Annotated in this window: 17 protein-coding genes; 9 read left to right on the plus strand and 8 right to left on the minus strand. The window is 71.6% G+C overall.

Annotated elements, in window-relative coordinates:
• The first annotated feature begins 283 nt into the window (after window positions 1-283).
• Window positions 284-1,834, plus strand: a complete 1,551-nt coding sequence (gene hutH / locus ACGF2V_RS26150) for a histidine ammonia-lyase (protein WP_362621014.1) — start codon at window positions 284-286, stop codon at window positions 1,832-1,834.
• A gap of 161 nt (window positions 1,835-1,995) precedes the next feature.
• On the opposite strand, the gene ACGF2V_RS26155 is transcribed toward hutH, so the two are convergent.
• Complete coding sequence (locus tag ACGF2V_RS26155) at window positions 1,996-2,520, minus strand: cell wall protein (protein WP_362621016.1); 525 nt, start codon at window positions 2,518-2,520, stop codon at window positions 1,996-1,998.
• A 704-nt stretch (window positions 2,521-3,224) separates the two neighbouring features.
• Here ACGF2V_RS26155 and ACGF2V_RS26160 point away from each other — a divergent pair.
• The 3 genes from ACGF2V_RS26160 (at window position 3,225) to gdhA (ending at window position 6,996) form a co-directional block, all read left to right on the plus strand.
• A complete protein-coding gene (locus ACGF2V_RS26160; protein ID WP_362621018.1) occupies window positions 3,225-4,472 on the plus strand; it encodes an Ig-like domain-containing protein in 1,248 nt (415 codons plus the stop codon).
• Between the two features lie 546 nt (window positions 4,473-5,018).
• On the plus strand, window positions 5,019-5,189 hold the full coding sequence (locus ACGF2V_RS26165; RefSeq protein ID WP_362621019.1) for a hypothetical protein: 171 nt from the start codon (window positions 5,019-5,021) through the stop codon (window positions 5,187-5,189).
• Between the two features lie 427 nt (window positions 5,190-5,616).
• Entirely contained in the window at window positions 5,617-6,996 is a 1,380-nt protein-coding gene (gene gdhA, locus ACGF2V_RS26170; protein ID WP_362621021.1) for an NADP-specific glutamate dehydrogenase, read from the plus strand.
• A 345-nt stretch (window positions 6,997-7,341) separates the two neighbouring features.
• Here the strand turns inward: gdhA and msrA are convergent, their stop codons facing one another.
• The gene (msrA, locus tag ACGF2V_RS26175) at window positions 7,342-8,007 is read right to left on the minus strand and encodes a peptide-methionine (S)-S-oxide reductase MsrA (protein ID WP_362621022.1); all 666 of its coding nucleotides are present in this window, start codon (window positions 8,005-8,007) and stop codon (window positions 7,342-7,344) included.
• A 166-nt stretch (window positions 8,008-8,173) separates the two neighbouring features.
• Window positions 8,174-9,277: a hypothetical protein gene (locus ACGF2V_RS26180; protein ID WP_362621024.1), complete on the minus strand. Its 1,104-nt coding sequence runs from the start codon at window positions 9,275-9,277 to the stop codon at window positions 8,174-8,176.
• A 68-nt stretch (window positions 9,278-9,345) separates the two neighbouring features.
• Here ACGF2V_RS26180 and ACGF2V_RS26185 point away from each other — a divergent pair, with 68 nt between their 5' ends.
• Window positions 9,346-10,491 carry a cystathionine gamma-synthase gene (locus ACGF2V_RS26185; RefSeq protein WP_362621025.1) on the plus strand — a complete coding sequence of 382 codons (1,146 nt, stop codon included), beginning with the start codon at window positions 9,346-9,348 and terminating at the stop codon, window positions 10,489-10,491.
• A 268-nt stretch (window positions 10,492-10,759) separates the two neighbouring features.
• Here the strand turns inward: ACGF2V_RS26185 and ACGF2V_RS26190 are convergent, their stop codons facing one another.
• From ACGF2V_RS26190 to ACGF2V_RS26200, 3 genes are all read right to left on the minus strand, one after another.
• Entirely contained in the window at window positions 10,760-11,008 is a 249-nt protein-coding gene (locus ACGF2V_RS26190) for a hypothetical protein (protein ID WP_362621026.1), read from the minus strand.
• Window positions 11,005-11,538 carry an RNA polymerase gene (locus ACGF2V_RS26195; protein WP_362621027.1) on the minus strand — a complete coding sequence of 178 codons (534 nt, stop codon included), beginning with the start codon at window positions 11,536-11,538 and terminating at the stop codon, window positions 11,005-11,007. Before ACGF2V_RS26195 ends, ACGF2V_RS26190 begins: the two co-directional genes overlap by 4 nt.
• Before the next feature lie 203 nt (window positions 11,539-11,741).
• Complete coding sequence (locus ACGF2V_RS26200) at window positions 11,742-12,272, minus strand: MarR family transcriptional regulator (protein ID WP_362621028.1); 531 nt, start codon at window positions 12,270-12,272, stop codon at window positions 11,742-11,744.
• A 157-nt stretch (window positions 12,273-12,429) separates the two neighbouring features.
• On the opposite strand from ACGF2V_RS26200, the gene ilvA reads away from it, so the two are divergent.
• Complete coding sequence (gene ilvA / locus ACGF2V_RS26205) at window positions 12,430-13,659, plus strand: threonine ammonia-lyase (protein ID WP_362621029.1); 1,230 nt, start codon at window positions 12,430-12,432, stop codon at window positions 13,657-13,659.
• Between the two features lie 401 nt (window positions 13,660-14,060).
• On the opposite strand, the gene greA is transcribed toward ilvA, so the two are convergent.
• Window positions 14,061-14,558 carry a transcription elongation factor GreA gene (greA, locus tag ACGF2V_RS26210; protein ID WP_362621031.1) on the minus strand — a complete coding sequence of 166 codons (498 nt, stop codon included), beginning with the start codon at window positions 14,556-14,558 and terminating at the stop codon, window positions 14,061-14,063.
• A gap of 249 nt (window positions 14,559-14,807) precedes the next feature.
• A complete protein-coding gene (locus ACGF2V_RS26215; protein WP_362621033.1) occupies window positions 14,808-15,224 on the minus strand; it encodes a DUF4307 domain-containing protein in 417 nt (138 codons plus the stop codon).
• A 203-nt stretch (window positions 15,225-15,427) separates the two neighbouring features.
• On the opposite strand from ACGF2V_RS26215, the gene mca reads away from it, so the two are divergent.
• The 3 genes from mca to ACGF2V_RS26230 all read left to right on the plus strand — a co-directional run bounded on the left by mca (window position 15,428) and on the right by ACGF2V_RS26230 (window position 18,385).
• Window positions 15,428-16,309 carry a mycothiol conjugate amidase Mca gene (gene mca, locus ACGF2V_RS26220; RefSeq protein ID WP_362621034.1) on the plus strand — a complete coding sequence of 294 codons (882 nt, stop codon included), beginning with the start codon at window positions 15,428-15,430 and terminating at the stop codon, window positions 16,307-16,309.
• A gap of 1 nt (window position 16,310) precedes the next feature.
• The gene (locus ACGF2V_RS26225; protein ID WP_362709564.1) at window positions 16,311-16,553 is read left to right on the plus strand and encodes a hypothetical protein; all 243 of its coding nucleotides are present in this window, start codon (window positions 16,311-16,313) and stop codon (window positions 16,551-16,553) included.
• Between the two features lie 584 nt (window positions 16,554-17,137).
• Complete coding sequence (locus ACGF2V_RS26230) at window positions 17,138-18,385, plus strand: mannosyltransferase family protein (RefSeq protein ID WP_389044541.1); 1,248 nt, start codon at window positions 17,138-17,140, stop codon at window positions 18,383-18,385.
• The last annotated feature ends 11 nt before the right edge of the window (window positions 18,386-18,396 follow it).

Genomic DNA, 18,396 nt, shown 5'->3' on the forward strand with positions numbered 1-18,396 from the left:
CGCCGTGCGGGCGGCTGGGCCGCACGAGCAGGCGGGCTGCGCGACCGGAGTGGCGGGTCGTACGGCCCACCGGGCAGGCCGGGCCGAAGGGGCCGAAGGGGCCCGGGGGACGGGCAGGGCCGAAGGGACGTGTGACGGCCCGGCGCCCGCGTGAACGGCCCGGCGCCCGCGTGAACGGGGCGGCGAGCCGTGCGAAGGAGGTGGGGCGTGTGACCGGATCGGTAAGGAGCCAACCGCACGACCACTGGTGACATGGCGGGATTCAGTCCGTACGCTGCTGAATATGGATATGCACACAGTCGTGGTGGGGACGTCCGGAACCACGGCCCAGGACGTCATCGCCGTGGCCCGCGACAACGCTCGCGTCGAGCTCTCCGAGGCCGCCGTGAACGCGCTCGCCGCCGCGCGCGAGGTCGTCGACGCGCTCGCCGCCAAGCCCGAGCCGGTCTACGGCGTCTCCACCGGATTCGGGGCACTCGCCACCCGGCACATCGGCCACGAACTCCGCACACAGCTCCAGCGCAACATCGTCCGCTCGCACGCCGCCGGCATGGGCCCGCGGGTCGAGCGCGAGGTCGTCCGCGCCCTGATGTTCCTGCGGCTCAAGACGGTCGCCTCCGGGCGCACCGGCGTACGCCCCGAGGTCGCGCAGACCATGGCCGACATCCTCAACGCGGGGATCACCCCGGTCGTCCACGAGTACGGCTCGCTCGGCTGCTCCGGCGACCTGGCCCCGCTCTCCCACTGCGCCCTGACCCTGATGGGGGAGGGGGACGCGGAGGGCCCCGACGGCGTCGTGCGCCCCGCAGGCGAACTGCTCGCCGCCCACGGCATCACCCCGGTCGAACTGCACGAGAAGGAGGGCCTCGCCCTTCTCAACGGCACCGACGGCATGCTCGGCATGCTCGTCATGGCCCTCGCCGACCTGCGGAATCTCTACACCTCCGCCGACATCACCGCCGCGCTCTCCCTGGAGGCACTGCTCGGTACGGACAAGGTGCTCGCCCCCGAACTGCACGCCATACGGCCGCATCCGGGCCAGGGCGCCAGCGCCGACAACATGCTGCGGGTCCTCGCCGGATCCGGCCTGACCGGCCATCACCAGGACGACGCGCCGCGGGTGCAGGACGCCTATTCGGTGCGCTGCGCGCCCCAGGTCAACGGTGCCGGGCGCGACACCCTCGCCCACGCCGCGACGGTCGCGGACCGCGAACTGGCCGCCGCCGTGGACAACCCCGTCGTCCTCCCCGACGGGCGGGTCGAGTCGAACGGGAACTTCCACGGCGCGCCCGTCGCGTACGTACTCGACTTCCTGGCGATCGCCGCCGCCGACCTCGGTTCGATCTCAGAGCGCCGCACCGACCGACTGCTGGACAAGAACCGGTCGCACGGGCTGCCGCCGTTCCTCGCCGACGACGCGGGCGTGGACTCGGGCCTGATGATCGCCCAGTACACCCAGGCCGCCCTGGTCAGCGAGATGAAGCGGCTCGCCGTCCCCGCGTCGGCCGACTCGATCCCGTCCTCCGCGATGCAGGAGGACCACGTCTCCATGGGCTGGTCGGCGGCGCGCAAGCTCCGTACCGCCGTCGACGACCTCGCCCGGATCATCGCCGTCGAGCTGTACGCGGCGACCCGTGCCATCGAACTGCGGGCCGCCGAGGGCCTCACCCCGGCCCCCGCCTCACGGGCCGCCATCGAGGCTCTGCGCGCGGCGGGCGTCGAGGGGCCGGGGCCGGATCGCTTCCTGTCGCCGGACCTGGCCGCGGCGGACGCGTTCGTCCGCAGGGGAGGGCTGGTCGTGGCGGTCGAGCCGGTGACCGGGCCCCTGGCCTGAGCGGATCGCGCGGGCGAGGAGCCCGGTCGGCGGTGCGGCTCCCGGGGCCGTGGCCCCCGGGAGCCGTTCGCGGCGGCCGCTCGGGGCCGTGGTCGGGAAGGGGGCTCAGGACGGCGACCGGGGGCTCAGGACGACGGCGGCCCCAGGACGGCGACGGCAGCTCAGGACGGCTGCGAGCCGGCGCGGCGGATCGAGTAGGTGACGAAGGCCGCGCCGATTCCCAGGAACGCCGCGCCGCCGACCAGATACGGGGTGGTGTCGACACCGCTCCCGGTGTCGGCGAGCCTCGGGCCGGACGACGAGGCGCTCATGGCGGCGACGGCGGCCCCACGGCTGTGGGTGTCCGGGGTGTCCGACGTGTCCGGGGCGCCCGACGTGCCCGAGGTTTCCGACGCACCTGCGGTGTCCGACGCGACCGAGTCGGCGGAATGGGCCGAGCCGGTGGAAGCGGCCGAGGCGTCGGACGCGACCGAGACGGCCGGCGCGCCCGCACTCCGGCCCGCCGAGTCGGCACTCCGAACCGTCGAGCTCGAGCTCCGGCTTGTTGCGCCCGTCACGGTCGCCGCGGTTCTGCTCCCCTCGTCGGCCCGTTCGTCCGTCGCGTTGGCGGACGGAACGAACCACAGGGCGGTGAGCAACGTGCCCGCGGCGGTGGCGGTCAGGAGCGGGCGGCGAGCGACGGCCACGGACGAACCCCCTTGTCACAGCCGTGAGTCAGGCATGCGCACCGATGCTAGTGAAACCAGCGGGTCATGGGAAAGTCGCACGCTCGTGGCGCCGCGCCCCGCGCATGAGCCGGTTCGCGCCCGGGCATCACGACACGTCGGGCTCAGCGGAGGCACGGTGTCGGAAATCACGGCCCCTCGTCGCCCTCGACGGCCGCTGCGGCGGGGTGGACGGGGGGTGGTGGCGAGGGTCTGCCGACGGCGTCCCGCACAATGGGAGGAACTGCGACGGACACGACGGTGCGTGCGGTGCCGCGGACCGGGGTCGCCTCCGATACGGGCACCGACTCCGGTAGGGGGGTTCGCCTCCGGCACGTGAGCGGGCCCGGCTTCCGGGACGGCCCGGATTCAGCGACTGCCTGATTCCCCCGGCAGCCGGGCTCTTTGACGGCCGGGCTCCCGCGACCGGGACACGGGCCGGGACTGGGAACGGGACTTGGCCCGGGAACGGGACTTGGCCCGGGAACGCGCCGTGCTGTGTACCGGTCTCGCAACGAATGGTCGTGCCGGGGAACCACCACCGCCCCGGGCGCGTCGAACAGTGTTGTTCCCCACATCTTTTGGGGATGTGGAACGAAGGGCCCGCTCCGTGGGTTCTAGGTGTGTTGACGGGTCCCGCCGGTCACCGGCGGCTCCGCTCGGGGTTTTTGGGGAATTCGGCAACGATGGAGATGCGTGTGATGACGGACAGCAAGCGGCGCAGGGCCCTCACGGTCGCGTCCGCACTGCTCGGTGGCGTGCTGGCGCTCACGGCCTGCGACAGCGGAAACGCGGACGGTGGCGCCGCGAGCTCGAACAAGTCGCAGGCGGAGGTCGACAAGGCGGCCGCCAAGGACGCGTCGGAGGCGCAGATATCCATCGCGCCGAAGAACGGCGCGACCAACGCGAGCATCAACAACGCCGCCAGGATCACCGTCGCCAAGGGCACGCTGTCCCAGGTCGCCATGACCACGCAGGACGGTGCGGAGGTCAAGGGCACGATCGCCGCCGACGGCAAGAGCTGGAAGCCGGACGCCCCGCTGGAGCGCTCGACCACGTACAAGATCACCGCGACGGCCAAGGACTCCAAGGGCCGCGAGGCGCACGAGAACACCTCCTTCACCACCGTGTCGCCCGACAACAGCTTCATCGGCAACTTCACCCCCGAGGACGGCTCCACCGTCGGCGTCGGCATGCCGGTGTCGATCAACTTCAACAAGCCGATCACGGACCGGAAGGCCGTCCAGTCCGGTATCACCGTGACGTCCAGCAGCGGCCAGGAGGTCGTCGGCCACTGGTTCAACTCGCAGCGCCTCGACCTGCGGCCCGAGAACTACTGGCAGGGCGGCTCCACCGTCACGCTGAAGCTGGACCTGGACGGCGTCGAGGGCGCGGACGGCGTCTACGGCGTGCAGCAGAAGACGGTCACCTTCAAGGTCGGCCGCAACCAGGTCTCGACGGTCGATGCCGCCACGAAGACCATGACCGTTACCCGGGACGGCAAGACGGTCAAGACCATCCCGATATCCGCCGGTTCCCCCGCCAACCCGACGTACAACGGACAGATGGTGATCTCCGAGAAGTACAAGGAGACCCGGATGAACGGTGACACCGTCGGCTTCGGCGGCGAGTACGACATCAAGGACGTCCCGCACGCCATGCGGCTGTCCACCTCCGGCACGTTCATCCACGGCAACTACTGGGGTGCGCGGTCGATCTTCGGTAGCGCGAACACCAGCCACGGCTGCGTCGGTCTTGCCGACGTGAAGGGCGCGGGCGACGCGAACCAGCCCGGTGCCTGGTTCTACAACAACTCGCTCATCGGCGACCTCGTCATCGTGAAGAACTCCCCGGACAAGAACATCACTCCCGACAACGGTCTCAACGGCTGGAACATGAACTGGGCGGAGTGGAAGGCGGGTTCCGCGGTCTGACGGACTCGCGGCTCCCTTTCCCCTTTTCCGTAGCACCGGACGCATGGTCCGTAGCACCGGACGCATGGTCCGTAGCACCGGACGCAGCGGTCCCCGCGTCCGTACGGAACCGCTCATGCGCCCGTACGAAGGCGGCGGCACCCGGATCCTCCCGATCCGCGGCGCCGCCGCCTTCGGCGTTCACCGGTCCGTGCGCGGGCACCCTCAGGCATGCGCAGCTCGCGGGCTTCTCATCCGGCTCCCGCCGCGGCTTCGATCCGCCATCACACTCGTTCGTGGCCTCGCGCCATGTGCACGATCCGCGGGGGCGAGGTCTCCATCACGCAGAACGCGGCGGCCTGAGCGCTCGGGCGTGCTCGACCGATCGCGCCACGGGCCCGACGCCGGCTCCGGACCGGACGTGGTCGTACGCGCGGACCGTCCGTCCGACCACGTCATGGTGGAGCCTGCTCCACCATGCCTCCGGGTGGCTGGTCCCTCGTGGCCGACCCTCCCGGGCTGTGATGATGAAGACCTCACCGGCCGACCCCCGACCAAGGAATCACCATGAAGTCGCTGCTCTGGATCGTTCTCGTCGCCGCTCTCGCCGCCAATGTGTTCGCGAGCTTCGGCGTTCCGGAGGCGAGCACGCAGATGGTGCTGAGCATCGTCTCCGGTCTGATCGTGCTCGGATCCGGTGCCGGGCTGTGGAAGCTGCGCCGCCGCGAGGACGCCTGAGCCGGATGCCGCGCCCGAGCCGGACGTCGAGCCCGCGCCCGAGCCCTCGCCCGAGTTGGATGTCGATCCGGACCCCGGAAGGTCGAGGGCCCCGGTCGAGAGACCTCGGTCGAGGGACCCCCGTCGAGGGACCCCAAAGGGCGCGTGATGCGGGGCGCGTGACCGAATGCCGTAGGGAACTGTCGCTTTTGTTGTGACCTCAGGGGTCGGTTCCGGTCGAGCCGGGCCCACTATGTGGATGCCCTGGTGTACCTTGCCGGGCGCACTGGGACAATCGATGCGCCACAACGGTTCTGTTCGTCGCCTTCGTGAGCCGCCGGAGCGTGCGATGTCTGGGCGACGCCCTCAATGGGGAGGGGGACCGCTGGTGTCCCCGGCGCGGGGCACCTTCGCGCGCGACGCCCGACCCATGGAAGGTCTTGATCAGATGCAGACCACCCCTGAACCCGCCATCCCGCACGTCACCGAGAGTCGGGTCATCGAGCCGCTGTACGCGGAGGTCCTCCGCCGCAACCAGGGCGAGAACGAGTTCCACCAGGCGGTGCGGGAGGTCCTGGAAACCCTCGGCCCGGTCCTCGTGAAGCGGCCGGAGTTCGTGGACGCCCGGATCGTCGAGCGGGTCTGCGAACCGGAGCGCCAGCTCATCTTCCGCGTGCCGTGGTCGGACGATTCCGGGGACATCCACGTCAACCGCGGCTTCCGCGTCGAGTTCAACAGCTCGCTCGGCCCGTACAAGGGCGGCCTGCGCTTCCACCCCTCGGTCAACCTCGGCATCGTGAAGTTTCTCGGCTTCGAGCAGATCTTCAAGAACGCGCTCACCGGCATGCCCATCGGCGGCGGCAAGGGCGGCGCGGACTTCGACCCGAAGGGCCGCTCCGACGCCGAGATCATGCGCTTCTGCCAGTCGTTCATGACCGAACTCCACCGCCACCTCGGCGAGTACACCGACGTCCCCGCCGGTGACATCGGTGTCGGCGGCCGTGAGATCGGCTATCTGTTCGGCCAGTACAAGCGGATCACCAACCGCTACGAGTCCGGCGTCCTCACCGGAAAGGGCCTCGGCTGGGGCGGCTCCCAGGCGCGCACCGAGGCGACCGGCTACGGCTGTGTGCTCTTCACCGCCGAGATGCTCCGCAGCCGCGGCGAGTCCCTCGACGGTCAGCGCATCGTCGTCTCGGGCTCCGGCAATGTCGCGATCTACGCCATCGAGAAGGCCCAGCAGCTCGGCGCGACCGTTGTGAGCTGCTCCGACTCCGACGGCTACGTCGTGGACGACAAGGGCATCGACCTCGCCCTGCTCAAGGAGATCAAGGAGGCCGGCCGGGGCCGGGTCTCCGATTACGCCGCGCGCCGCGGCGAGCACGTCACGTACGTTTCCGGCACCGGCGTCTGGAACGTCCCCTGCGACGTGGCCCTGCCCTGCGCCACCCAGAACGAGCTGCACGAGGCCGACGCCCTCGTCCTCGTGCGCAACGGTGTGAAGGCGGTCGCCGAGGGCGCCAACATGCCCACCACGCCGGAGGCCGTACGCGTCTTCCAGGACGCGGGCGTCGCCTTCGCCCCCGGCAAGGCCGCGAACGCGGGCGGTGTGGCCACCAGCGCCCTGGAGATGCAGCAGAACGCCTCGCGCGACTCGTGGACCTTCGCCCACACCGAGGAACGCCTCGCGGAGATCATGCGTCACATCCACGACTCCTGCTTCGAGACCGCCGAGCGCTACGGCAGCCCCGGCAACTACGTGGTCGGGGCCAACATCGCAGGCTTCGAACTGGTCGCGGACGCGATGCTGGCACAGGGCCTCATCTGATCCCTGTGCCCGCTGACACCACCGGCCCGGTCCGACCCCCGGGGTTCTCCTGGAGGACGGGCCGGGCCGGGCGGTTTTTTCACGGCATTCCGGATCGGACGATCCTGAACTGGCATGAGGCGGGAGGGCAGGGGCCTTACGCTCGTCGGCGAATCGGGCGGTGAGCGTGACGACCGCAGGCGGCACCGACAAAGCTCGATGATGGGGACACGCGATCAGTCGGCGCTGTCCGCCCGCTCGACACAGATGCTTCCGTCGCGGGCTTCCCCCGACAGGTCATGGAACCGCGCTTGTCTCCGATCGATGGCCCCACCCACCACGGAGTTCGCCACGTCCACCAGCCTGTCACCCTCCAGCCGGAGTGATCCCTACCGGGCAGGAGACGCCCGTGCCGCCGATACCGCAGTAGCCGCCCGGGTTCTTGTCCAGGTACTGCTGGTGGTACGCCTCGGCGGGCCAGAACGTGTGGTCCTCGGCCGGGAGGATCTCCGTGGTGATCGCGCCATGACCGGAGCCGGTGAGCACCTGCTGGTACGCCGCGCGGGAGGACTCGGCGGCCGCCGCCTGCTCGGGGGAGTGGGTGTGGATCGCCGAGCGGTACTGCGTACCGACGTCGTTGCCCTGGCGAAAGCCCTGCGTCGGGTCGTGGGACTCCCAGAACAGCTTCAGCAGCTCGGCGTACGAGACGGTCCTCGGGTCGAAGACGACACGGACCGCCTCCGTGTGGCCCGTCAGCCCCGAGCAGACCTCCTCGTACGTGGGGTTCTGCGTGTAGCCGCCCTGGTAGCCGACGAGTGTCGTCCAGACGCCGTCCGTCTGCCAGAACTTGCGCTCGGCGCCCCAGAAACAGCCCAGCGCGAAGTCCGCGACCTCCAGGCCCTCCGGGTACGGGCCCAGCAGCGGGTTGCCGAGGACCGTGTGGCGGGACGGAACGGCGAACGTGGGCTCGGGGCGGCCTTTCAGGGCCTCCTGGGGGGTGGGGAGCTGCGGGGTGCGGCGGGACAGAAACATGCGGGGGGCTCCTCCTGGCTGCGAGTACGTGGTCATAACGCGAGGACGGCGCCCGGGATTCCGGCGCCCTCCTGGTACGCGTGGTACGCGTCGCACGGGCCTCGTACGCGTCGCAGGGGCGGTGGTCGTGCCCGGCACGTGTGGGCGGTCGCCGTGCCGCGACGCCCTACCGCGGCAGCGTCGCCGGGTTGCCGCCGTTCGCCTCGTAACCCGCGACCGCCAGTGCCCGGTGGACCGTGTACGCGGCGGCCGGGTCGGGGCTGTGGGTCCACGGCAACGCGCCCACGTGCCCGTCGACGCGGACGATCTGGTTCATCGCCTCCGACCAGCGCTCCATCCGGACCAGGAAGAAGACCAGCAGATGGCGCACGTGGGCGAGCATCGGATCGTCCTGCCGGGCCGCGTGCACCGCGAACAGGGCGCCCTCGACCGCCTTGGTCACCACCGCGCTCCGGTAGAAGCCCTGGACGAGATTGACCTCGGGCAGGTGCTCGTACACCGCGAAGAGCGGCAGCGCCGCCAGCAGCGAGCCCTGCGGGGCGCGGGCGGCGGCCGTGGTGGCGAAGCGGTCGGCCTCCTCGCGGGAGCCGTGCCACTTCTCGCACCAGTAGTGCAGCGCGGCGAGGTGTGCGCCCATGTGGGACGGCGCGCGGTCGATGACCTTCGCCCACAACTGGTCGAACTCCTCGTGGGAGTAACCGAGTCCGCGCGCGACGGCCAGCTCGACGAGGTACGGGACGGGGTCCCCGGGCGCCAGCAGCGCCGCCTCGCCGCAGACCGTGCGGGCCTCCTCCAGGATGATCCGGAAGTCGTCCGTACCCGCGGTCGACGAACGCCACGCCTGCTGCACCAGGAACTCGGCGTGCACCGCCGCGCCCCCCGCGTCCTTCGGCGCCTCGGCCCGCCACGTGCGCAGCCACGCACCGCCGACACCGGGCCGCTCCGCCAGTTCCAGCGAGGCCGCACCGGCGAACGCCTGCACCCGCTGCCAGCGCACCTCGCCCTCCTTGGGCGTGCCGGCCAGCAACTGCGAGGCCGCACGCCAGTCCTGGGAACGCTGCACGATTTCGAGTACGTCGAGAAGATCCTGGTCCGGACCCGGCAGCCGGATGTCCAGCTCCTCCTGACGTGCGAAGCCGTACGCGTCCGGGTCGGCGGCGTCCGGTGAACCGGGCGCGACCTGACGGATTCCGCCGCGTCGGCGCAGCACGAAGGGGCCGATGACCGCGGCGAGCATGCAGAGCGCGATCAGGAACCAGAGAATCTCCATGCCCCCATTGTCACCGGACGGCCGGGAAGCGGGGTGGGGGACCCTCGCGACGAACTACGCTCGGCCCCATGAGCGATCAGCACAGCTTCGAAACCCTCGCGATCCACGCGGGAAACACGGCCGATCCCCTCACCGGCGCCGTCGTCCCGCCCATCTACCAGGTGTCCACGTACAAGCAGGACGGAGTGGGCGGGCTGCGCGGCGGCTACGAGTACAGCCGCAGCGCCAACCCGACCCGTACCGCTCTGGAGGACAACCTCGCGGCCCTGGAGGGCGGCCGCCGGGGTCTGGCCTTCGCCTCCGGTCTCGCCGCCGAGGACTGCCTGCTCCGCACCCTGCTGACCCCCGGTGACCATGTGGTGATCCCGAACGACGCGTACGGCGGCACGTTCCGGCTGTTCGCGAAGGTCGTCTCGCGGTGGGGCGTGGAGTTCTCGGTTGCCGACACCTCGGACGTGGCGGCGGTGCGGGACGCGATCACCCCGCGCACCAAGGCGGTCTGGGTGGAGACCCCGTCCAACCCGCTGCTCGGCATCACCGACATCGCCGCGGTCGCCGACGTGGCCCGTTCGGCGGGTGCGCGGCTGGTCGTCGACAACACCTTCGCCAGCCCCTACCTCCAGCAGCCTCTCGCTCTGGGGGCCGACGTGGTGGTGCACTCCACCACCAAGTACATGGGCGGCCACTCGGACGTCGTCGGTGGCGCGCTGATCGTCAACGACCCCGGACTGGCGGACGAGTTGGCGTACCACCAGAACGCGATGGGCGCCGTGGCCGGACCGTTCGACGCGTGGCTGGTGCTGCGCGGCATCAAGACGCTCGCGGTCCGCATGGACCGGCACAGCGAGAACGCCACGAAGATCGCCGATCTGCTGACCCGTCACCCCAAGGTGACCCAGGTCCTCTACCCGGGGCTGCCCGAGCACGCCGGGCACGAGGTCGCAGCCAAGCAGATGAAGGCGTTCGGCGGCATGGTGTCGTTCCGCGTCGCGGGCGGCGAGGCGGCGGCGGTCCAGGTCTGCAACCGGGCGGAGCTGTTCACCCTCGGTGAGTCGCTGGGCGGTGTCGAGTCCCTGGTGGAGCACCCGGGCCGGATGACGCACGCCTCGGCTGCGGGCTCGCCGCTCGAGGTCCCGGCCGACCTCGTCCGGCTCTCCGTCGGCATCGAGTCCGCCGACGACCTGATCGCCGACCTGACGCAGGCGCTGGGCTGACGGACCCGGTCCCGGCCGTCTCCCGGGCGGGCATCGGTGGTTCCTGGCCACGACGGGGACCGAAACGCCCGCCCGGGATCTCGCCCGCCGCGCCGCCGTGGGGCTTCCTGCGCCGCCGTGGGGGCTTCCCCCCGCGCCGCCCTGGTGCCTCCCGCGCCGCTTGGGGAGACGATCGGGCTTCCCTGCGCTGCCCGTGGAGCTTCCTGCGCCGCCGTGGGGACTTCCTGCGCTGCCCCGTGAATCTTCCTGCGCCGCCGGGTAGCCGCTCTCACCAGCCGTCCGCCGGGGTCGTCATGGCGGGCGGCGTCCGCCACGGGTGTGCCGTGGCCGCCCACACGGTGAACGCGACCACCGCGGCGAACGCCACCACCAGCAGCAACCAGCGGGCGAGGCGCCGTCGACGCAGCAGCCTGCCGCCGCGTGCGGCAGCCCGCCGCGCCAGGTCGGCGGGCACCTGCGGGTGCGGGCCGTCCAGCATGCGCCGAACCTCTTCCTCCTTGTCGCCGCGGCGGCTCATGGCGCCGCCCTCATCGGCCGCCGTGGCTGCCGGGACTCGTCGGGGCGCCGCCGCCGTCGCGCCCGCAGCCACCGGGACGTGGGGCGGCGGGCGCCGCGCAATGTGGCCACCGAGCGGTGGCAGACCGCCCGGAGCCGGTCCACCGGAAGGCCCAGCAGCGCCGCCGCCTGCTCCTCCGCGACTCCCTCGTAAAGGCGCAGCACCAGCACCAGACGCTCCTGCGGGGTCAGCGGGTCCAGCGGGCCGCCGCGCGGCCGGTGGTGGCGCCAGACCTCGTGGGCGAACCCGACGACCAGCTCCCGCCGGGCGCGGTCGTACGGGTCCTCGCCGCGCAGCCGTTCCCACCGCGCGTACGTGCGGGCCAGTGCGGCGGTGAGCAGCCGCTGGGCCCGTGGGTTGGCGCCGGGAGGACGCAGGGGCTCGGTGGTGAGCAGCGTGGCCGTATGCAGCAGCCGGCCCGCCGCGCCCGCCACGAAGGACTCGAAGTCCCGGGCGCGGTGTCGTTCGTGGTCCGCTCGGCGCTCTCGCACAGGGCACATCCGAGCCGCTGCCGGGGCCCCGGGTCAAGAGGTGTACGCCGACCCGGCCCACACAGCCGCCGACCCACCCGGTCGGTCGGCTCGGCCCGGGCCGTCCCGCGTCGGGCCGTCCCACGTCCGGCCGTTCCCCGGGCCTTCCCGCGCCCGGTCTGCCTGCCCGGTCGGCCGTCGCGCCCGGGTCTTTGGGGTACGGGTCAGTCGGCCGGGGGTGTCTGGTGCGCGGTCTGCCGGGCGGCGAGCGCCGCGTTGAACCGGGTGAGCAGCGCGCAGAACGTTTCGCGTTCCTCGGCCGTCCAGCCGTTCGTGACCTGCGTCATGAGTGCGCGCCGGGAGCCGCGCACCTCGTCCAGCCGTGCCTGGCCGCGCGGGGACAGCTGGAGTACCACGGCCCGGCCGTCCTCCGGATGCGAGGTGCGCTTGACCAGGCCCGTGTCGACGAGCGGCGCGACCTGCCGGGTCACGGTCGAGGAGTCGATCCCCATGCCGGAGGCCAGGGCCTTGACGCCCATCGGCCCCTCCCGGTCCAGCCGGTTGAGCAGCAGATAGGCGGCCCGGTCCATGGAATTGCGCACCTGGCCGACGCCGCCGAGGCGGGTCTGCTCGGCACGGCGGGCGAACACCGCGACCTGGTGCTGGAGCGCGTCCAGGACGTGCTCGGTTTCCGTGGGTTCAAAGGCCGCGCCCCCGGAAGGAGACGCAGCTGTCGTCATGTCCTGAGGGGGCATGGCCGGGAGCTCTCTTCGTACGGTGTCGGATGGGTGGGGGACAGAGTACGCGGCCCCGGGGCAACGCGTACCAGTGCTGCACAAACCCGTGAACACCGCCGCACGACGGGACCGTGGGCGACGCCCCGTATCCCCCTCGGGCTGCGAGACTTGCGGTATGGACTTCCGCGCGCCCGGCCAGCATCCTCCGCTCATCCTCGACGACGTCCGCGGGGCGCAGAAGATGCTCTCCGGTGTGGCCAGGGTGACCCCGATGGAAGGCAGCCGCCACCTGACGGGCCTCGTCGGAGCGCCGGTCCACCTCAAGTGCGAGAACCTCCAGCGGACGGGTTCGTTCAAGCTGCGCGGCGCGTACGTGCGGATCGCCGGCCTGTCCCCGGTGGAGCGGGCGGCCGGGGTCGTCGCCGCGAGTGCCGGGAATCACGCGCAGGGTGTCGCGCTCGCGTCCTCGCTGCTCGGTGTGCGGTCGACGGTCTTCATGCCGGTCGGGGCACCGCTGCCGAAGGTCGCCGCCACCCGTGAGTACGGGGCCGAGGTCCGGCTGCACGGCCATGTCGTCGACGAGGCGCTGGCCGCCGCGCAGGAGTACGCGCGGGAGACCGGCGCGGTCTTCATCCACCCCTTCGACCACCCCGACATCATCGCCGGGCAGGGCACGGTCGGCCTGGAGATCCTGGAACAGTGCCCCGAGGTGCGCACGATCGTCGTCGGGGTCGGCGGCGGCGGGCTCGTCGCGGGCGTCGCGCTGGCGGTGAAGGCGCTGCGGCCCGATGTACGGGTCGTGGGCGTGCAGGCGGCGGGTGCGGCCGGCTACCCGCCGTCGCTGGCCGCGGGGCACCCGGTGTCGATCGGCTCGCTGAACACGATGGCGGACGGCATCAAGGTGGGGCGGCCCGGCGACGTGCCGTTCGAGATCGTCCGGGAGCTGGTCGACGAGGTCCGTACGGTCTGCGAGGACGAGCTGGCCAGCGCGCTGCTGCTCTGTCTGGAGCGGGCGAAGCTGGTCGTGGAACCGGCGGGCGCGAGCCCGGTCGCGGCGCTGCTGAGCGATCCGGAGTCCTTCCGCGGACCGGTGGTGGCGCTGTTGTCGGGTGGCAACGTGGACCCGTTGCTGATGCAGCGCGTCCTGACCCACGGCATGGTGGCGGCCGGGCGCTACCTGAGCCTGCGGCTGAGGCTTGCCGACCGGCCCGGAGCGCTGGCCACGCTGCTCGGCGTGCTCTCGGTGGTCGACGCCAACGTGCTCGACATCGGTCACGTCCGCACCGATCCCAGGCTCGGGCTGACCGAGGTCGAGGTGGAGCTGCACCTGGAGACCAAGGGGCCGGAGCACTGCGAGGAGGTCTCGGCGGCGCTGCGCGAGGCGGGCTATCTGGTCATGGACTGAGGCCGCACGCGGCGTACGCCCGCCGGACCGTGCGTACCCCGGTTCCGTCACCGTGCGCGGCCCGCCGGCTGGTGCGTGGCGTGCGTCGGTTTCGTCCGCGCGTGCAGGACCGTGCCGTGGTCCGTCGGCCGGTGTGTGCGCCGGCTTCGTCCGCGTGTGCAGGACCCGCGCACGGTCCGCCGATTCGTCCGCGTGCGGCGATCGTGCGTCTGCCGGACCGTGTGCGTGTGCCGGACGGCGTGCGCCTGCTGGACGGTGGCGTGCCGGGCGGCGGACGGGCGGACGGATCGCCGGCGTGACGGACCGTGCGGCCGGTTCGGGTGCGTGGTGGCCCCGTGAACGCACGGGTGCCGCCGGTCCCGTCCGGGCCGGCGGCACCCCGCGTCGTCGATGCCCGCGGATCAGCCGGTGTAGGGCTTCGCTGCGAGGATCTTCACGCTCGCCATCTTGCCGTTCGGCAACTCGTACTCGGCCACCTCGCCCGTGCGCTTGCCGTTGACGCCGGTGCCGAGCGGCGACTGCGGGGAGTACGTCTCGATGCTCGAACTCGCGTACTCGCGGGAGGCGAGCAGGAAGGTCAGGGTGTCGTCCGGGTCGTCGTCGAACGCGATGGTGACGACCATGCCGGGTTCCACCACGCCGTCGTCGGCGGGTGCCTCGCCGACCTTCGCGTGCTCCAGGAGCTGGGTGAGCTGGCGCACACGCAGCTCCATCTTGCCCTGCTCCTCCTTGGCCGCGTGGTACCCGCCATTCTCGCGGAGGTCACCCTCCTCACGGGCCGCCGCGATCTTTACGGAGATTTCCGTGCGCGCGGGACCAGACAGGTACTCCAGCTCGGCCTTGAGCTGGTTGTACGCCTCCTGCGTGAGCCAGGTGACGTTTTCGCTGGTCTGGGTCACAGGGTGCTCCTCGTCGGTGCTGGGAATACAAAGCATCGCCCTACCCGTAAGCATGTGCCTCTACGGGTGGGCGAAACCACGAGCCTAACAATTCACCGGGGAAAGGGGGAGAAGGTAAAACGTCAGGGCCACATACGTGCAGGTCAGCGGCTGTCGGAGCCGTCGGGTGTCGCTGTGCGGCGGGTCAGTTCGACGGCCGTGCGGTGGCATCGGCGCGGTGGGCCGGGGCCGCTGGACCGGTGCTCCGGGTCAGTCCGTGGTCCCGCCGTCGGCGGTGCAGCCGACCAGTTCGACGTTGGTCGCCCTCGCGGTCGTGCGCAGCGACACGATCCGGTCCACACGGTCCGTGTGGTCGTCGAAGCGGAAGTCCTTGCGGGCCACGTCGCTGCCGTCCTCGTGCTGGGCGCGGAGGGTGCAGTAGCCCTTGGCGTCCTCGTCCTTGCGCACCTCCAGGTGCACGTCGACCCGCTCGTCGGAGACGACCTGGCGCTTGATCACCTCGGCGCTGATCTGCTGGCCGGAGACGTAGTCGTAGCCGAACCAGGCGACCATCCCGAGGAAGGCGACGCCGAGCACCGAGCCGATGATCCTGAGCCTGCGGTCGGCGCGCTCGTCCGCGGAGCGGCCGTAGCGGTTCTCCGGAAGCGCGTCGCGCACCGCCGTCATGATCGTTCCTCCCGTGCCGGGGACCGAGGAATTTTCCGTCCCCCGGTTCGGTCACTATAGAAGCCCCGGACCGCCGCCCGACCAGCACCCCGCGCCCACGTCCTGCGGGGACGACACACCACGTCGACGTTGACGACACCGCGTCGACGCCGACGACACCGCGTAATCGCGACCGGATCGCGACCGATCACTGAGGATCCAGATTGACTGAGCAGCTGCGTTTGATGGCCGTTCACGCCCACCCCGACGACGAATCGAGCAAGGGCGCGGCAACGATGGCCAAGTATGTGTCCGAGGGGGTGGACGTGCTGGTCGTGACCTGCACGGGAGGCGAGCGCGGCTCCATCCTCAACCCGAAGCTCCAGGGGGACCCGTACATCGAGGAACACATCCACGAGGTGCGCAGGAAGGAAATGGACGAGGCCCGGGAGATCCTGGGCGTCAGGCAGGAATGGCTCGGGTTCGTCGACTCGGGGCTGCCCGAGGGCGACCCGTTGCCGCCGCTGCCCGAGGGCTGCTTCGCGCTGGAGGACGAGGAGAAGGCCGCAGGCCGGCTCGTCCGCAGCATCCGCGCTTTCCGGCCGCACGTCATCACGACGTACGACGAGAACGGCGGGTACCCGCACCCCGACCACATCATGACCCACAAGATCACGATGATCGCGTTCGAGGGAGCGACGGACCCCGAGACCTTCCCGGAGTCGGAGTTCGGGCCGGCCTGGCAGCCGCAGAAGCTCTACTACAACCAGGGCTTCAACCGGCCGCGCACGGTGGCCCTCCACGAGGCCCTGCTGGCCCGGGGCCTGGAGTCCCCGTACGGCGAGTGGCTCCAGCGCTGGAAGGAGTTCGAGCGCGAGGAGCGCACCCTCACCACGCACGTCCCGTGCGCGGACTTCTTCGAGGTCCGTGACAAGGCGCTGATCGCGCACGCGACGCAGATCGACCCCGACGGCGGCTGGTTCCGCGTCCCGATGGACGTCCAGAAGGAGGTCTGGCCGACCGAGGAGTACGAGCTGGCGAAGTCTCTCGTCGATACCTCCATCCCCGAGAGCGACCTCTTCGCGGGCATCCGCGACAATGCCTGATATGTACGCGACTCAGGCACTGACCGACCTCGTTACGCTCGCCGACTCGTTCGACAAGGACAAGGTGACCCCCGGCGTCCTCGGCTTCCTCGTCTTCGCGGCGCTCGCCGTCGGCGTGTGGATGCTGATGAAGTCCATGAACCGGCACATGGGCCGGGTCGACTTCGAGGAGGCCCCGGATCCGGCGGTGGCGGCGGACGCCGCCGCGGGAGCGGGGACCGCGAAGCGGAAGCAGCGGCAGTAGCGGAAGCGGGGCAGGCGGCGCAAGCCGAAGCAGCGCGGGCACAAAAGCGGGTGGCCCGGGCGCGGGTACGCGGTGCCGTCCGCCGTGCCTCACGTCTTCGGCGTGCCGTCGTGCCCCGCTGTGCCCGTCACGCCCATGACCTCCCGGGCGTGGCGGCCACGGCGGCATGCCGGGAGCCGCGCCCGGGCCTCATGGGACGGCGTCGCGCCCGTTCGGCCGTGCTCTGGTGCCCCATGACCCCGTCCCGCGGCTTCGCGCCGCCTGCGGCCGTGAGGTACCACTGCGCTCCTGTGGCCCGCCGTCGCGCGCGCCGGGTGAACCAGGCCGTCCCCGTGCCCCGGCCTTACGTGTCTCCGCGACGGCGCATCTCCGGTGCCCTCGTGGCTCCGTGCCGCATGGCACCGGCCGGTATGGCAACCGTCACATGTTTTCTTCAGGGCGATGTCGTCCGGACCCGGGGTGCCGGGCTCCCTCCGCCGCCGGTCCGTTCGCCGGCGGCGCCCGTCCGGCCCGACCTGCCCGTCCGAAGCCCCGAACCGTCCGGCTCGTCCGGCCCGCCCCACCCCGACCCCGGAGACCTCGCAGTGACCCTTCCCCCTCCCAGCCGGCAGCACGAGCACGGGCCCGCCCGGCCCGGGACCGCACCGAACGCGTTGGTCACCGCCGGGGCATCGGATGAGAACGTCCTCGGCCGGCTGCTGCGGCGGCTCACGCCCGCCGACCGCGAGGTGCTGTGGCTGTACCTGCTGACCCGGGTGGGCATCTGGACCGTCGCGTACTGCACGCGCTGGCTGTTCGCCGAGGACGGCCAGAGCCGTCACGCCGGTCCGTTCTTCTCGTCGTGGCAGCGGTGGGACTGGTGGCACTACCTGGAGATAGCCCAGGAGGGTTACTTCCCGGACGGGAAGGGGCCCTGGATGTCCGAGTGGGACAACAGGGAGGCGTTCTTCCCCGGCTTTCCCCTCCTGCTGCGGGCCGTCCACCTGGTCGTACCGAGCTGGCCCGCGGCCGGTGCCCTGATCTCCTTCGTCGCCGGGGGCGTCGCCGTACTGGCCCTCGCCCGGATCGCCCGGCTGTACCTGCCGCAGGACGAGGCCGGGCCCCGGGCGGCCCTGTTCTTCCTGCTCTCCCCGTGCGCGGTCTTCCTGGCCGCGGGTTACACCGAGGCGCTCTTCCTGGCCCTGGCCCTGCCCGCCTGGCTGGCCGCCCAGCGCCTCAACTGGCCGCTCGCGGCCGCGCTGACGGCCCTGGCGACCACCGTCCGGGTCAGCGGCCTCTTCCTCGCCGCGGCCCTTGCCGTCCACTTCCTGGTCACCGCCCGCACCGCCGCCCACTGGCGCCGCCTCCCCTGGCTGTTCCTGCCGGCCCTCCCGCCGCTCCTGTACAGCTGGTACCTGCACGCGCACACCGGCGACTGGATGGCCTGGAAGCACGCCGAGGAGCGCGGCTGGTACCGCGACTTCCACGCCCCCTGGGAAGCCTGGGCGAACACCTGGCACGCAGCCTTCGGCCACTCCCAGGCCACCGGGTACGCCCTGATGAGTCAGGCCGAGCTGCTCACCATGGTGGTCGGGGTCGTCCTGTGCGGCCTGCTGCTGTGGCGCAGGCGCTGGCCGGAGGCCGCGTACATCGGACTGAGCCTGTGGGCCCTGGGGACCTCCTACTGGTACACGTCCATCCCCCGCGCGAGCCTCCTGTGGTGGCCCCTGTGGGTCGGCCTCGCCGCGTGGAGCCTGCGGCGGCCCCTCGTCAAGACCGCCTATCTCGCCATCGTCGCGCCCCTGATGACCGTTGTCGCCGTCACCTTCCTCTCCGGACGGTGGGCCGGCTGATCCGGTCGGCG

This window comes from Streptomyces sp. NPDC047982 (assembly GCF_043204165.1).
Taxonomy (GTDB): domain Bacteria; phylum Actinomycetota; class Actinomycetes; order Streptomycetales; family Streptomycetaceae; genus Streptomyces.